A 14,868-nucleotide genomic window follows, 5' to 3' on the forward strand; every position below is an offset into this window, starting at 1 on the left:
ACCCGCCGAGAAGTAAAAGTGACAATGCCCATAACGCGATGATGAGAGCCCCGGTGCTCCGCGTGAAGGAAAGTCCCACGAAACAGACGCCTGCTCCTATGCTGACCTCATGAGCTCTTCGGCTTCCTCCGCGTCCTCGATATCCCCGGTCTCTCTGGCCAACCGCGCGCCGCGCGGCACTCTCACTCCCGGAACACTCAGTCCTGAGAGGCCTGTCCCGGCATCCATCGAGCGCCCCGAGTACATGTTCCACGATGGCCCTGAGCGAGTCACGGCCTCAGAGGTCAAGGACGCCGAGACGATCGAGCGCATCCGGGTGGCGGGCCGACTGGCCGCTCGCGCCATGGCCGAGGCTGCCAAGGCGATCGCCCCGGGGGTGACGACCGACGAGCTGGACCGGATCGCGCACGAGTACCTGTGCGACCACGGCGCCTACCCCTCCTGCCTGGGATACATGGGGTTCCCCAAGTCGATCTGCACCTCGATCAACGAGGTCATCTGCCACGGGATCCCCGACTCGACCCGCCTCAACGAGGGTGACCTCATCAACCTCGACGTCACCGCGTACATCGGAGGGGTCCACGGCGACACGAACGCCACCTACGCCGTCGGCGAGGTCGACCCGGAGACGGAGCTGCTCATCGAGCGGACCCGCACCGCGATGGAACGGGGCATCAAGGCGGTCAAGCCCGGCCGCGAGGTCAACATCATCGGCCGGGTCATCGAGGCCTACGCCAAGCGCTTCAGCTACGGCGTGGTCCGTGACTACACCGGGCACGGCGTCGGCGAGGCTTTCCACTCCGGACTCATCATTCCGCACTACGACGCCGCTCCCCTCCACGACGACGTCATCGAAACAGGTATGGTATTCACCATCGAGCCGATGCTCACGCTGGGCGGTATCGAGTGGGAGCAGTGGGACGACGGCTGGACGGTGGTTACCAAGGACCGTTCCCGTACCGCGCAGTTTGAGCACACACTGGTGGTGACCGAGGACGGCGCGGAGGTCCTCACCCTGCCCTGAGGCTCCTGAGTCCTGGGGATCACTACCCATCCGCATCTTCGTTCATCAGCACCCGCTCACATTGCCTCACTGCGAGGTAACAACGTATCGTCCGTGGGCAGCGGACATCTGCCTAGGAAACCCACACCGGGTTTCGCCCGTTTTATTCCCTTCCGGAGGTTCTCATGGCTTTGCGCTTCAATCCACCGCCCAACTGGCCTGCACCGCCAGAGGGCTTCGAGCCGCCTGCGGGCTGGCAGCCCGACCCCGCCTGGGGCCCGGCGCCCGAGGGCTGGCAGATCTGGGTTGACGACTCAGCCCCGTCCAGCGGGTCTGCTTCCTCGGCGCCCGGCACCGCCTCGGGAGCCGATCCGGCGTGGGCACCGACCCAGGCCGTGTCGACGGCTCCAACGGCCCAGATGGGCACAGGTGCTCCGGTGGCCGATCCGACTGGGACGTCTGCCTCGGCCCCTTCCGGTGACTACGCCGGCCAGGCCGCGGGGGCCAGCCCCTACGCGGCCAACATGGACTACGCCCAGTCCCCCACGCCCTACCAGAACCAGGGAGCTCCGGGTGGCCCGCAGCCACCGGCCGGCGGCTGGCAGCCCGGAGGTGCAGGTGGTCCGGGAGGCCCCGGCGGTGGCTCCAAGCCGATCACTCAGCAGTGGTGGTTCTGGACCGGTGCTGCGGTGCTCGTGGTCGTGCTGGCCATCGGCACAATCGTGTGGGCCATGAGCGGTTCTGACGACAACGGCGGTAGCAACAAGGCCGAGCAGAGCTCCTCGCAGAGCAGCAAGAGCGGCAAGCAGGGTTCTTCATCCAAGGAGAAGTCCAAGGAGTCCAGCGACGGCCCGTCGGCCGAGGCATCCGGCGGTGCGTCAAAGGGAAGCGATGAGGCCGGGTCGGACCCGAAGAATCCCATCGACCCCACGACGACCTCCGTCGAGTTCAAGGCCGGCAAGTACGACGATGACCCGAACGCCGCGGTCACTGTCACCTTCGGTGCGGTCGAGTGGAACGCGAATGAGACCATCAAGGCTGCCAACAAGTACATCTACCAGGACCCGCCGTCCGGCAAGGTGTACATCCGCGTCCCGGTAGAGATTTCCTACAAGGGCAAGGGACAGTACGAGAAGTACGGTCTGCAGATCGACTACTCCCACGACGGCAACACGTCGGGCAGTGAGTCATTCATCGACGACTCCATGTTCAACCAGCAGGACATGCCTCGAGACGGAGGTACGGCAAAGGGTTACTTCGTCTTCCTCGTGGACGAGGCCACTGCGAACGACGGGAAGGGTGTCTTCGCCGTCAAGGGCTTCTCGGGCAACGATGAGGTGTACGTGGCCGCGAAGTGAGCCGCTTGCTTGACGCATGAGGGTGGGGCCGACCAGAAGCTTCTGGTCGGCCCCACCCTCATGTCATGGCCCAGAGGGGCGCGGACGAGCCGACCTGTACGCCGGGTTCTGTTGCCGCCCGCCGTTACCGGCCTGGCGGTGGCGACCATTCATCTTGGACCATTGTTGCCAGTGGCCTCATGCGACCTACCCGCTGACTCAGGCGAGCAGCCTTCAGGCGCCAGCTGTGCGGTCTTGCTCCGGGCGGGGTTTACCGAGCCGCGGCGGTCACCCGTCGCGCTGGTGGGCTCTTACCCCACCCTTTCACCCTTACCCACCGGAGTCCGGTGGGCGGTCTGCTCTCTGTGGCACTGTCCCGCGGGTCACCCCGGGTGGCCGTTAGCCACCGCCCTGCTCTGTGGAGCCCGGACGTTCCTCAGCCCTGCGCCGCCACGAAGGCGACGACAGGTACCGCGGCCGCCCGGTCGGCTCGTCCGCAGGGATCAGCATAGCGGCATGACACGTCGTCGAGGCTCGAGCCCACCGCGAGGTCCTGATCTGCCGGGAACCGCGTCACGGCCTATCATGTGCGGGTGCTGATCCTGTTGCCTCCGTCCGAGGGAAAGACCGCTCCAGCCAGTGGCCCGTCACTGGATCTCGGCTCGCTCCTGGATGCCGAGCGGCTGACCTCACCACGCCGTGAGGTGATGTCGGCGCTGACCGAGTCGAGCCGGCGTCCGGACGGCCCCTCCATTCTGGGGCTGGGGCCACGCAGCGCAGAACTGGTGGAGGCGAACCTGTTGCTGGAGACCTCGCCCTGCGCCCCTGCCTATCAGCTGTTCACCGGGGTGCTCTACGAGGCCGCCGGGCTCGACTCGATCGCCAAGAACACGGCTGGACGCAAGGCCCTGGAGCACCACTGCGTGATCTTCTCCGGCCTGTGGGGCATCCTCTCGCCCACCGATGAGGTGCCGGACCACCGTCTGTCGATGGGCACGTCACTGCCCGGCCCGGGGCGCCTGCCGTCATTCTGGAAGCCGCACCTTGCCGCGTCGTTGACCGACATGGCGGCGCAGGGACTGGTGGTCGACTGCCGGTCAGCAGACTATGCGGCCGCGTGGAAGCCGTCCGTCCGCGACGGCGTCGAAATCATGACGGTGCGCGCGGTGCGCATCGCCGACGACGGCTCCCGCAAGGTCATCTCCCACATGGCTAAGCAGGCTCGAGGGCTCCTCACCGGTGAGCTCCTCAGGGCCGTTGCCGGCAGGACCCTGCCACCAGAGGCGCGCGCTGACGACGTCGCCGCTCTCGCCGCACGGTTGAGCGGCGTCGACGACGTTGAGGTTTCCGAGGCGGACCGGCAGGGACGGCGGGTTCTCACCCTGGTGACTCGTTGATGTCACGACGGCGGCGGTCTCCATCCGCGCCCGGATCAGAAGGTTGGGGCGCGGTCACCCCTGCCCGAGTCGCAGGCGTCAGATGTCCATCCGTACGACGATGACGTCATTCTCCTCGGCGTGGATGACCTCATCCTGCGGGGCGGCCACGATACGCGCCAGCTCCTGGGGGCTGATCTCAACGGCACCGCCCTCGATGATCCGTCCCCTGAGAGCGACTGCGCCAAGGCCCCCGGTGGAGGTGCGGACTGCTTCATAGTCGGCCAAGAGGGCAGCCTCAATGGTTCCGGCCAGGTCTGCCCGCTGGTTCTCTAGGGACTCGATCTCCTCGTCGAGTCGGGCGAACTCGGCGTCGCGTTCGGCGGTGAGCTCGCGTCCGGCCGCACGGATCTCGGACTCCTCCCGACTGAGCCGTTCCACCTCCTCACGGGCCGAGTCCAGCGCCTCCATGGCCACGATCTGTGCCTCCTCCAGGGCCGCCTGACGCTGACCGAGCTGGTCGATCTCGCCCTGAATGGCGGACAGGTCACGGGCCGCGCTATTGCCCGAGTGGAGGCGCTCGCGCAGCACCTCGGCACGGCGCACCACCTGGCCGACCTCATCCTCGCTGCGGGTGGCCCGCGCCTTGGCCTCGGTGAGGGAGGCATCGGCCTGAATGGCGGCCCGCTTGTTGGTCTTGAGACGCTCGATGACCGACTCGATACGGTTGAGGACCGGAAGGTGCTTGCGCTCGTGACGCAGCCGTGCCAGGCGGGAGTCGAGGTCCTGGAGGTCGATGAGAAGGCGCTGCTGGGCGATGGGGGCGCTTGTCACGGCGTGTGCTCCTTCAAGTGCGTACAGGTTGGTGCTGCGAATCCTCTCATGATCCTCTCACGCCTCATCTGATCCAGTGGACAGCCGCAGCACCCAGGGGTCCGTGACAATGTGGGAGACCCGGACCGTCAGTGAGGCGCCGTGGGAGCGAGCACCTTCCTCCAGCCGGCCGGCCAGAGGCTCCAGGCCGACCCACTCGGTGGCCCAGTGCGTTCCGCACAGGAGGTAGGGGCGACCGTCCTCCAAGTGCTCGGAGGCGGGGTGGTGGCGCAGGTCCGCCGTGAGGAACACATCGGCTCCGGCCTCGCGAGCCCGTTGCAGGAGAGAGTCGCCCGCCCCACCTGAGACGGCGATGCGCTCGACGACGGCGTCAAGGTCCCCGCCCACGAGGAGGCCGGGAGCCGAGTCGGGCAGGGCAGCAGCGACGTCTGCGGCGAGCTGACGCAGGGTGACGGGTTGCGGGAGCACGCCGATACGACCGATGCCCTGCTCCGGGGAGGCCGGATCGGGCTCGAGAGGAACGGCCGAGGTCAGACCCACACGCTCGGCGAGGGCCTCGGCCACTCCCCCGTGGGCGGCGTCGAGGCTGGTGTGGGCGTTGAGGAGTGCGATGCCAGCACGGATGAGGCGATGGATGGAGCGGCCCTTGGGGTCAGTGGCCGCAACGTGGTCGGTTCCGCGCAGGTAGAGCGGGTGGTGGGTGATGATCATGTCGACACCGGAGTCGACGGCCTCGTCGACGACGGCCGCCACGGGGTCGACGGCCAGGAGGATGCTGCGTACCGGGTCGGCGGGATCCCCGCAGATGAGCCCGTTGGAGTCCCACGAGGCCGCCAGGCCGGGGGGCGCGGCTGCTTCCACGAGGGCGACGACGTCGCCGACGCTCAGGAAGCCGTCCAGGTGCTCCTGTGATGACTGGTGTCCGGCGCCAGAAGATGCGGGTGCGGAGGTGTGGCTCATGCAACCAGGCTAGCGGCAAGGCCAGGAATTGCCTGCCACCTGTCGATGTCGATGCAGCCCGAAGCAGCCACCTGGTGGAACACGGTCGGGAAAGCGACCGACGCCGCTCTCGTCTGGGGTAACCTACTTCCGCGTTGCCGGGACCCTCCGGTGCTGGCAGCGTCGGCCGACCTCGGCGCCGCCGGCGTCACGGCCGTGCCCCCATAGCTCAGCGGTTAGAGCAGCGAGCTTATACCTCGTGTCGTGCCTGATAAGCACAAGGTCCTGGGTTCGAATCCCAGTGGGGGTACTCGCGCCCCAGCTATTCGAACATCGGGGCGCACCTCGCCTCCGTGGTGGAATCGGTAGACACCGCGACCTTAAAAGTCGCTGCCTACGGGCGTGCGGGTTCGAGTCCCGCCGGGGGCACCACAGCATCGCTATACAAACCCTCACCCTGAGAAACAGCCCCTGCGGCTGTCTCAGCCGGGGACCGTCGCCCACCTCCTGTCGAGGTGGGCGATTTTCGTAGGGCAGCGATCCGTGCCACGGCGCGCAGCCGTGCGCTGGCCAGCTGGTCGAACGGCCGGTTGAGTCGTGCTTCCAGGCAGACATCGCTGCCGGTGTCCGTCACACGGACAGAGCAGGGCGCCTCATCAGCTCGACGTGTTGGCTCATCACCAGCATCGTCTACCGCACGCACACCGGGCTCTTGCTCATCACCCTCTCCACCAGCACCACTCACACCATCGTCCGCATCCTGCAACTCTCCGCCAGCCCCGTCATCACCACCTTCGCCAGGCAGGATGACCCGCCCGTCCTCATCCACCGCCGGGTTCACCAGCACCCGCTCGAAGAACACCTGGTTCAGCTGCTTCCTCAGGTGATCCGGTGCCGCCATATACAACCGGTAACAGTCCTCCAGCAGATCCAGCGCCTGCTCCACATGCGCCCGCACCAGCTTGGCATCTGCCTGGTAGGCATCGAGCTGACGCTGAATCCCCGCTAGCTCTCGCCCCAGCCGCTCCTGCTCCTCCTTGAGCAGTTCCAGCGGCACCGCCCCACCGTAGTGCGCCTGCAGCAGCCTGCGCCGCTCATCCTCTAGGTTCGTCCGCCGCGCCGTCAGCGACCGGACGCTTCGATCCTTCTCCCCCTCAATCCGTGCCAACTCCGCCAGCAGATATCGCTCAATCTCCTGGCGATCCGCCTCACTGACATACAGCCGCCGATACACCTCCTGCATCTGCGCCTCCACCACCTCAATGAGCACCGCCTTGAAGGAGCAGTCATGCAGCCGCTGCCGCCTGGCACAGATGAAGTAGGGGTACAGCACCCCCTTGCCATTCTTCGTGTTCTGCACCAGCAGCCGACTACCGCACTGCCCACACACCACCGTGCTCTTCAGGAAATGGTTATGCATCCGCTCCCGCTCACCACTGCGATGGGAGCCCAGCACAGCCTGCACCGCCTGCCACGTCTCCTCATCTACCAGCGGCTCGTGCTTGCCCGCATACTCCACACCCTGGAACTGCACCACACCCTTGTAGTACGGGTGCCGCAGCAACGTATGCAGCCGCCCCTTGGTAATGGGCCGAGCCGGCTTGCTCGGCGTCTCTGGCACGTCCAGCCCCAGCCCTGCCAAATGCTTGGCTAGTTGACTGACTGTCCAGTTCCCGGTCGCATACTCGGAGAAGGCGAGGCGAAGCAGGGGAGCACGCTGCTGGTCGAGTTCAACCGTCCGAACCTCTCTCCCATGCTCATCCCGCCCCCGCACATTCACATACCCCAGCGGCGCTTTACCCAGTGTGCCGCCGTTCCTTGCTTTCTCTCCCATCCCCTTGATGACCTCATTAGCCAGGTTGCGGCTGTAGAACTCAGCGATACTACTCATGATGCCGTGCAGCAGCATCCCACCAGGCGTCTGGTCGATGTTCTCACTGGTGGAGACGAGGCGGACGCCGGCCTCCTCGAAGGCCCGGTTTATCTCCACATCATCCGCTCGGTTCCGTGCCAGGCGATCTAGCTTGTGGACGATGACATAGTCGATCCCGCCGTCTTCTTTGAGGTACGCCAGCATCTTCTGCAGCTCAGGACGGTTCGCACTACGAGCCGACTCACCCCGATCAGCGAACTCCTTAACCACCAGCGCACCCATCGACTGGGCCTTGCGCTTGTTGGCCTCCCGCTGGGCCGGCAAGGAGAAGCCCTCCTCACTACCGCCACGTTGAGCCTGCTCGCGGGTGGAGACACGGATGTATGAGACGGCCCGCTTCGGAGTCAGTTGCGCCGCCATAGCGGTGAAGGGATCGGGGGCGAGTGCGTCAGGCATGGTGCACCTCCTTGGTGGTTTCGGTGTGTTCACTGGCGTTGCCGGTTCGACTGGCCTGGTTGCCGTCGCTGGGCTGGCTAGCCTCCCCAGCCTGATCTACTTCATCGGCTCCACCGGTTTCGCCAGGCTGGCTGGGCTGATTGGTCTGCTCACGCTGTCGACGGTCTTCCTCCCTCAGCGCGTCGAGCTGCCGGATCCATGCGCCTTCCTCGTCGTTCCACCAGGCGGGTGGGGTGCCGTCGCCGGGGCGCCAGCTGTTGAGGCAGACCAGGTGGGTACCGCTGGCTGCGAGCTGCTCGACGACCGCGTCTGCTTCGGTGGTGGTGAGGTTGGGGGTGGGCCAGCTCGCCGTGATGACGTACTCCACTCCACCGCGCCGGCAGGCATCGAGCAGCATGCTCAGCCCGTCCTGGCGCTGCTGTCGGTCGTGGAACTCGGTGACCAGGTTGAGGCCGGCCTGCTCGGCGTAGTCCTCGACCAGCTCCCGTTGCCGGGCTAGCTCGAAGGGGTAGCGGGCCGCGCCGTAGAAGATGGCGATCGCCCCGGTACCCGCCTGGCTGTCCAGCGCGGTGGCGGACACCGCCTCCAGCACCGTCGGGCGCTCATCTCGTGCGTTCGTCTTTGTCTGTGTTGTCATCGGTGTCCTCCTCTCGTCATATATATTGCTATTTCACTCGTTTGTGTGTCTTCTCTTTCTATTGACGCTCAGATGGACGGAAAAGTCCAGTCCGGTTTTCGCTTGGCCCCTGGCGGCAATCTGCAAGCCTGTCAAAGTGGCGTGGTCAGGTGGTTGTCTGCTGTGCGCAATATTCGCCTCACTCCCCTTCATATTTCACCCCACTAACTGGGATGCTGGTGTTTTCCGGTGCCGCACAAGATATGCCTTCTTTTGGTGTGTCAGCGTGTCTGGTTGCTGGGTTGTGGGGTGGGGATGGCGGCGGGGCCACCATGGATCAGGGTGGGCAGCTGGTCGAGGCGGATGACGCGGAAGAGGTCGCGCAGCAGGCCGGTGCTGTGGGCGATGGCTCGCTCCAGGCGGTGGCGTCTGCGGTCGGTGGGGACGAGCCAGACCACCAGGGGGAAGACATCGCCGTCGCTGGCCGAGGCGCTGGTGGCTTGGTGTTCCTGGTAGCGCCAGCAGGTGGCGATGACGCGGCCGGGGTTCTCGGTAGCCCGATCAACCTCGACGAGGTAGCGGTCCTCATAGGCTGGGCTGGTGATGGTCACGGCCAGGTCGGGGCGCAGCACCTGCACCTGGCCGCTGGGGCTGAGCGCAGTGCGCCAGCAGTCCGGCTCCAAGGCCACTGCCGCCTCGGTGTCCTCCTCCTGGCGGACGGCCTCCTCGATGCTGGTGCGCACCTCCGTTATTGCGAGGAGGTGGTCCAGGAAGGTGGTCGACACCTCACGGGGCCGCTGCCGCCGCGGCACCTCCTCACCCTCGTCTGCAGCTATAAGCCGCTGGCCTCGAGTGGTGGCGGCCCAGATGGTTACGGCTGAGCCGCCCTGCCAGCCCCCGACCCGCCGCTCCAGGCTCGTCAGGAGGCGCTGCTGGGCCAGGCTGGCCAGGTGGCGCTGGGTCTGGCGCAGGGCCGATGCCGGCGAGGCGTACTCCGGTGCGGTCAGCCGGGCGAGCTGTGTGGTGGTGGCGAAGCGGTGGGCCGCCACCAGGGCGAGCAGGCGCGCCTGCATCGGATGGATCGGCGGGGGCACCAGCGATGAGAACCGGGCCGTGCTCTCTGTGGGTGACCGGTTCATCGCTGGCCGCCTCCGCCGATCCAGACGTGACCACACCAAGTGGGGTCAGTCACCGCCACAAACGACCACAAAAGGGCTTGGTGCCGCTGCTTGCCGCGAGCCTTGAGTGCAGCGGTGCGTCGACCGACACGTCCACCGAGACGACGCCCCCGCCCAGTGGTTCGCAGGCCCACCGCACCAACAGCACGGCGCGTGCTTCGCCTGCAGCAGCGCCAGGTCATGTGGTTGCGTACCAGTTGCTTCATGGTCGCCTCCTGCGGCCAATCGCGGGACGGGACCGCCCAGACTCAGCCCCACTCGTGGATCCATCCGCCCCAGCCTCATCCAGAGTGGCAGGCTTCAGATCATTAGCCGCTCCTTCACTGATCTCATCTCCAGTGGCAACAGTGGTCGTATCCTGTAGCGTCGTCGTCGGGTTGCGTTGCTCATTCGCGTCGACAGCGGCCGGCGTACTGCCGCTGGTGAGGGCGATGAGCTCGGCTTCGGTCTGCTCGGCCGGGATGCCGTAGCGGGCGTGGCTGGCGGCGTAGAGCAGGGCTGGATCGCGCACGGCTGGTGGGGCAGGCCGGGTGGCCAGGGAGAACCAGCCCGAGCGGCGTCCCTGGTGCATGACGGTGGCGTAGGCCTGGTACTGGGCCAGCAGCTGGAAGTCGGCTGCCTCCAGCTCCGGAGCCAACCGAGCCGCTGCGGCCGCATCGGTCGCCGACAACGCGAAGTACACCTTGGAGCGCGTGTTGGTCTCCACCGCCTGCATCATCTCGCTGCTCAGCTGGCCGCGGTACTGGTGCACCAGGTGGAAGGCTGCGCCCAGTGAGCGGGCCTGGGCCAAGGCGTCGGCCAGGCTACCGGGCAGTCCCGCCAGGAAGGCCTGGACCTCATCGATATACACGCTGACGATCTGCCGCCGCTGGGCCGGCTCTGCCTGGCGTGCCAGCAGGTGCTGCCACAGCTGCGCCACCAGCAGGGTCCCCAGCAAGCGGGCCGCTCCGGGCCCGAGTAGGCCCTGGTTGAGGTTGACCACCACAATGCGTCGGTGCTCCAGCAGATCCGCCAGCCTAAAGCGGGGCTGGGCCTGGCCCAGCATCGCCCGCAGGCCTGGGCGCAGCATCAGCTGGCGCAGCTTGTTGAGCACCGGCGCGACCTCCACCGCCTGGGTCCGCACCGGCTTGGCCTCATAGCCCTGCCAGAAGACGTCCGTCCCCAAAGGATCAGGTGGGGCCAGTGCCAGTACCCGGCGTCGGAAGGCCGGGTTGGTCAGCAGCGGCACCAGCCACACCAGCGTCGCCTGCGGGATACGCGCCAACGTCAGCAGCGCGGCGGAGAGCACATCGGCGGTGCGGATGCCCCAGCTGTCGCGAAACAGCTCGGCCAGCACCCCCAGCACCGCCTCCGCCGTCACCACCGCCAGCTCCGGCGGCCCGGCCAGCGGGTTGAACCCCACCGGGCAGGGATTGGTCGGATCCAGCACCACCACATCCGCCGCCCGCTCCTGAGGCAGGCGCGCCACGAAGTCCGTCGCCAAGTCGCCCTTGGGGTCGAGCAGGAGCAGCCCCCGGCCCTCGGCCGCATCAGCCAGCGCCAAGGACAGCAGCACCGTCGACTTACCCACACCTGTCGGCCCCAGCAGATGCGTGTGGTAGATAGCATCAGAAATTGGCAGGCGTACCAACTCCTCCTTACCGGGCACCGCACTCGCCCCAACGACGCGCTGGGACGACCCAGACCCCACCTCCGGCGGCGGCGCCACCAGGCGCGGGTGCCCACTACCCAGCAGCGGCAAGGGCAGCTCACCAATAGGCCAGCCCGCCATCGCCACAATCTCTCCTGCACCAAGCTCCAACCCTGCCCGCCAGGGCCGCCGCACCGCATCCAGCCGGGCGGGGTGCTCCGTACGGGCGCGCAGCCGCATCCCCGGCCCCTCCAGCACACGCAGCGCCCCCAGCAGCCCCTGCAGCAGCGTCCGCTGGCGCAGCGGCGAGGCCGCTCGCACCCCCAGGCGGAGGCAGACTGCCGCCCGATGCCGCCCCACCTGCGCCTTTAGCCGCCGACCCCGCTCACCACTAAGAGACGGAATCGGAACGAGGCCGAGCAGCTCCAGCCAGCCCTGCGGCTCCACCCGCCCCAAAGCCTCCGGGGCAAAGCGCCGCCCCAGCTGCAGCTGAACCACCAGCTCCTCGTCCTCAGCCGTCACCGCCAAGGAAGCCAGGACAGCCCGCACCACCGCCACCAGCCGCTCCGCCGCCAGTCCCACCCCGACCGGCCGGGCCGACACCACCACCGCTTGGCTCACCGTCCGCCGCGAGACCCCACGCGACACCCGGCACCCCGGCACCAACTCACGCACCACCGAGACCAACCGCTCACCCGCGCTCGAGCCCACCGCCCAGACCGCCTGACCACCGTAGGCGCGCAGCTCCAGCACCACCCGACCAAGCGAAGCGTCCGCCAGGATGCGCTCCACCAACCCCACCGCTGTGTCCTGGCCGAGCGGCAAGGCAAACCGCAGCTGATGCCACACCAAGGGACGAGCAGGGCGGGCCATCACGGGGTGCCTCCCAGGGCGGACGGAGCAGAGGCGGCCTCACCGGACTCAGCCGCACCGGCGCGATCCGGCAAGGCGTGAGACGTAGTGGAAAGGAGATCATGAGCCGAGTAATGAGCGCCCTCATGACGCTGGTGAGCACACCGTCCGGCTAAGCCACTCCCAGCCGATGCCGACACAGGCTCATTCGCAGCGCAGCGCCCCACCGAGGTACGGCGCGCACTTTTCGCGCAGACCTCAGCACCTGAGGACACCGCCCCATCAACTTCTGGCTCCACAGCCTCATCCGCTGCCATCTGCCGCGCCAGTGCCAGCACGATCCGGGCCACCGCCCGGTGATCCATGCCGCTTTGCCGCACCGGCACTAGCCGCACCCGCCGTGACGAACCTGGGCGACCACCGGCGTAGCGGGCCATCATGAGTGCCTCCTTGGAGAGTGAGACCGCCGACCAGTCCGTCGCCGGTCATCGCTGGCAGGCTGGGTGCAGTGGTGGCCAGTGCTTGGCTCTCTCACCACTCCCGTCGGCTCTGCCACCAGCGCACTGCCAGCCAGGCGGCGGCGCTCACGGCGAGCAGCCCGGCGAGCCAGGGCCAGCTGCTTTGCACGATGGCGACGATCCACCTCAGCCCCATCGCGATCAGGAGCAGGCCGACGCCGCATCGCAGCAGGCTGCCGGGCAAAGAACGCCTCGAATCGCTCATCATCACCATCTCCTCGAAGACTGCTCAGGGGGTACTTGTCATGCCACGGCCGACTCATCGCTCTACCTCCTCACCGTTACCGCCGCGGCCATCGCTATCGCCAGCGGCGTCGTCTGCCTGCATCCTCTGCGGCGTCGCTTCCGCCTTCTCAACGCGTTCGCTGTACCGCGGCACGGCAAAGCCAGGGATGCGGATGTCGCTCGCTACTTGGTCGCCCCACACCGCCCAGGGCTGATTCGACTCCGGCCGACGGCGGGCAAACAGCTCCAGGTACGGCCCAGGGCTGACCCGCTCAATGATGGCGAACTGCTCAGCCGGCTTGCGCGAGTGCTCCTGTACTGGGGCGTTGAACCAGGTCGGCTGGGAGCGCGAACCAAGCGGGGCTCTCCCCCGGGTGCAGAACAGCAGCTGCTCGGTGGCATTGCGCAGCTGGTAGCGGCCACCCAGGCCGAGGCGGAACTTCACCCAGGTCAGTGGGCTGCGCACCGTAAAGCCCCAGGCCTCAGCCACCTCATACGCCTTCGGCAGCAAGGCGTTGGTCGTCCACAGCCACAGGTGGGCATCACGGGCCGCCAGCGCCCCCACTGGCAAAGCCGTGATCCGCGCCAGGCTCATCGTCCGGTAGTGCTTCTCACCGCTCTGCAGTGGCCAAGGCGGATCGACCAGGATGGTGGCAAAGCCACCAGGCGGCAGGCCAGGGATGGCGGGCGATGAGCCAGTACTTGGCTTCGTTACTGCGCCAGCCTGCTTGGCCACCGCACCGTGCCGAGATTCCGCTCCCCCAGCGCATGCCCGTCTTGTCTGTTTCGTCTGCTGCATGATGTCCCTCCTTTTTGTTCATACGTGCTATTTGCTCCGGGCAAGCTCGCTGCCAGTGTTTTGCACTTCGGCAGCAAGTTGCCCTTATCCCATACATTCCACGAACACTCGCGTGTTGCAAGGCCTCCCGATTTACATTACGAAGCGATGCGACACTCGCCGTTCTTGAGCCGTTTCTGTGGTGCCACCCCAGGAAACAAAATGGACACACGCGCCATTTAGTGGCCACGAAAGTCGGTGCTGTAGTTTTTGCAACAAGCGGGCGAAATGACGCAGCATGTGGGCGAGGAATGGAGCCAGACGCTCACGGCTGGCGCTCGTCCGACCGAGCCGGTCGCTGCTGTGTGCACCGCCTGGGACGCGGGCGCGGCGGGCGACGCGAGGGTGAGCGAGCCGGCCAGGTGGGACGGGCCGCACCAGCCGCCGACTGACCACTGTTGCCGTCACCATTCGATCCGTCCGGCTCCGTGCCAGAAGACGCACCGCTACCACTGACACCGTTGCCGCTGCTCTCGTCAGTGACACCGCCACCGCTGCTGGCACCACTCCCACCATTGCTGGTGTCGCGCCTTCCTCCGGCAGCCTCAGCCGCTGCGTCCCGTACTGCCTGCTCGTTGTCCTGCAGCACCTGGGCCATTGCTGCCTGCATGGCCCGGCCAGCCTCTTGGCGCTGCTGGCTCAGCTCGCTGCCCAGGGCCAGGGCGGCTGCCCAGGATGAGCTGGCTGGTACGCCTGCTCCAGCTGTTCTGGCCGCCTGGTGTGCGGAGCGCCAGCTGGCTGCAACCTCGCCGGCGAGCTGGCCGGCCTGGTAGCTGCTCGGCAGCGCGGCAGAGAGCGACAGCGGCGGCTCGCCGACGGGCACCGGCTGACTCGTTCCGCCAGGCGGCGTCTCCCGCCACTCGGCCAGGCCATCGCGCACCCCGTGGGCGAACGCCCAGCCGACTGCGCCCACCACCGCCAGGCCGATGAGAGCCAGGATCCCGATGACGACCGCCATGATGAAACCTCCGAAGATGAAGAAAGAGAGAAGAAGAGAAAGAACGAGAGGAGAAGGAGAGCAGGCACGAGGCAGAGTGCTCACTACTGGGCCGGCGACGTTCCGGTACCGGCCCCGCTGTACTGAGACCCGCCGAGAAGAGACAGTCCCGCCCAACCGCGCAGCCACCGCTGTTGCCGTCTGGTAGCTCAGAGCTGCTTCCACGCCACCAGTCGCGCATGGGCTCGCGCCCTGG

The 14,868-nt window shown here is 67.1% G+C and carries 12 protein-coding genes, 2 tRNA genes and 1 other RNA gene; 5 read left to right on the plus strand and 10 right to left on the minus strand.

Going from position 1 to position 14,868, the window contains the following annotated elements; all coding sequences use genetic code 11:
• The first annotated feature begins 244 nt into the window (after window positions 1–244).
• Both map and BQ8008_RS05365 read left to right on the plus strand, forming a co-directional pair.
• The gene (gene map / locus BQ8008_RS05360) at window positions 245–1,024 is read left to right on the plus strand and encodes a type I methionyl aminopeptidase (protein WP_442778234.1); all 780 of its coding nucleotides are present in this window, start codon (window positions 245–247) and stop codon (window positions 1,022–1,024) included.
• Window positions 1,025–1,188: 164 nt separating this feature from the next.
• Complete coding sequence (locus BQ8008_RS05365) at window positions 1,189–2,361, plus strand: hypothetical protein (protein WP_108833124.1); 1,173 nt, start codon at window positions 1,189–1,191, stop codon at window positions 2,359–2,361.
• A gap of 81 nt (window positions 2,362–2,442) precedes the next feature.
• Here BQ8008_RS05365 and rnpB read toward each other — a convergent pair.
• An RNA gene (rnpB, locus tag BQ8008_RS05370) (RNase P RNA component class A) lies at window positions 2,443–2,833 on the minus strand.
• 94 nt (window positions 2,834–2,927) lie between these two features.
• On the opposite strand from rnpB, the gene BQ8008_RS05375 reads away from it, so the two are divergent.
• Window positions 2,928–3,737, plus strand: a complete 810-nt coding sequence (locus tag BQ8008_RS05375) for a YaaA family protein (RefSeq protein ID WP_108833125.1) — start codon at window positions 2,928–2,930, stop codon at window positions 3,735–3,737.
• Between the two features lie 78 nt (window positions 3,738–3,815).
• On the opposite strand, the gene BQ8008_RS05380 is transcribed toward BQ8008_RS05375, so the two are convergent.
• A complete protein-coding gene (locus tag BQ8008_RS05380) occupies window positions 3,816–4,550 on the minus strand; it encodes a zinc ribbon domain-containing protein (protein WP_108833126.1) in 735 nt (244 codons plus the stop codon).
• A 57-nt stretch (window positions 4,551–4,607) separates the two neighbouring features.
• Window positions 4,608–5,510 (minus strand): Nif3-like dinuclear metal center hexameric protein, encoded by a 903-nt coding sequence (locus BQ8008_RS05385; protein WP_108833127.1) that lies wholly within the window; start codon window positions 5,508–5,510, stop codon window positions 4,608–4,610.
• A 197-nt stretch (window positions 5,511–5,707) separates the two neighbouring features.
• Between BQ8008_RS05385 and BQ8008_RS05390 the strand changes: the two genes are divergently transcribed.
• Together BQ8008_RS05390 and BQ8008_RS05395 are read left to right on the plus strand one after the other, a co-directional pair.
• Window positions 5,708–5,799 (plus strand) — tRNA-Ile (locus BQ8008_RS05390).
• 37 nt (window positions 5,800–5,836) lie between these two features.
• Window positions 5,837–5,921 (plus strand) — tRNA-Leu (locus tag BQ8008_RS05395).
• Here BQ8008_RS05395 and BQ8008_RS05400 read toward each other — a convergent pair.
• The 7 genes from BQ8008_RS05400 to BQ8008_RS13635 all read right to left on the minus strand — a co-directional run bounded on the left by BQ8008_RS05400 (window position 5,884) and on the right by BQ8008_RS13635 (window position 14,633).
• Window positions 5,884–7,818, minus strand: coding sequence for a recombinase family protein (locus BQ8008_RS05400; protein ID WP_108833128.1), 1,935 nt, complete (start codon window positions 7,816–7,818; stop codon window positions 5,884–5,886). The two genes, BQ8008_RS05395 and BQ8008_RS05400, sit on opposite strands and share 38 nt — an antisense overlap.
• Window positions 7,811–8,455 (minus strand): recombinase family protein, encoded by a 645-nt coding sequence (locus tag BQ8008_RS05405; protein WP_234415241.1) that lies wholly within the window; start codon window positions 8,453–8,455, stop codon window positions 7,811–7,813. The genes BQ8008_RS05400 and BQ8008_RS05405 overlap by 8 nt, the downstream gene beginning before the upstream one ends.
• A 260-nt stretch (window positions 8,456–8,715) precedes the next feature.
• Window positions 8,716–9,573 carry a replication-relaxation family protein gene (locus BQ8008_RS05410; protein WP_234415242.1) on the minus strand — a complete coding sequence of 286 codons (858 nt, stop codon included), beginning with the start codon at window positions 9,571–9,573 and terminating at the stop codon, window positions 8,716–8,718.
• 241 nt (window positions 9,574–9,814) lie between these two features.
• Entirely contained in the window at window positions 9,815–11,863 is a 2,049-nt protein-coding gene (locus BQ8008_RS05415; protein ID WP_234415243.1) for a type IV secretory system conjugative DNA transfer family protein, read from the minus strand.
• A gap of 762 nt (window positions 11,864–12,625) precedes the next feature.
• Window positions 12,626–12,817, minus strand: a complete 192-nt coding sequence (locus BQ8008_RS05420; protein ID WP_234415244.1) for a hypothetical protein — start codon at window positions 12,815–12,817, stop codon at window positions 12,626–12,628.
• A gap of 54 nt (window positions 12,818–12,871) precedes the next feature.
• Entirely contained in the window at window positions 12,872–13,636 is a 765-nt protein-coding gene (locus BQ8008_RS05425; protein ID WP_234415245.1) for an MT-A70 family methyltransferase, read from the minus strand.
• A gap of 304 nt (window positions 13,637–13,940) precedes the next feature.
• Window positions 13,941–14,633 (minus strand): hypothetical protein, encoded by a 693-nt coding sequence (locus BQ8008_RS13635; RefSeq protein ID WP_234415246.1) that lies wholly within the window; start codon window positions 14,631–14,633, stop codon window positions 13,941–13,943.
• Window positions 14,634–14,868 lie beyond the last annotated feature (235 nt).

Source organism: Actinomyces sp. Marseille-P3109, assembly GCF_900323545.1.
Classification (GTDB): Bacteria; Actinomycetota; Actinomycetes; order Actinomycetales; family Actinomycetaceae; genus Actinomyces.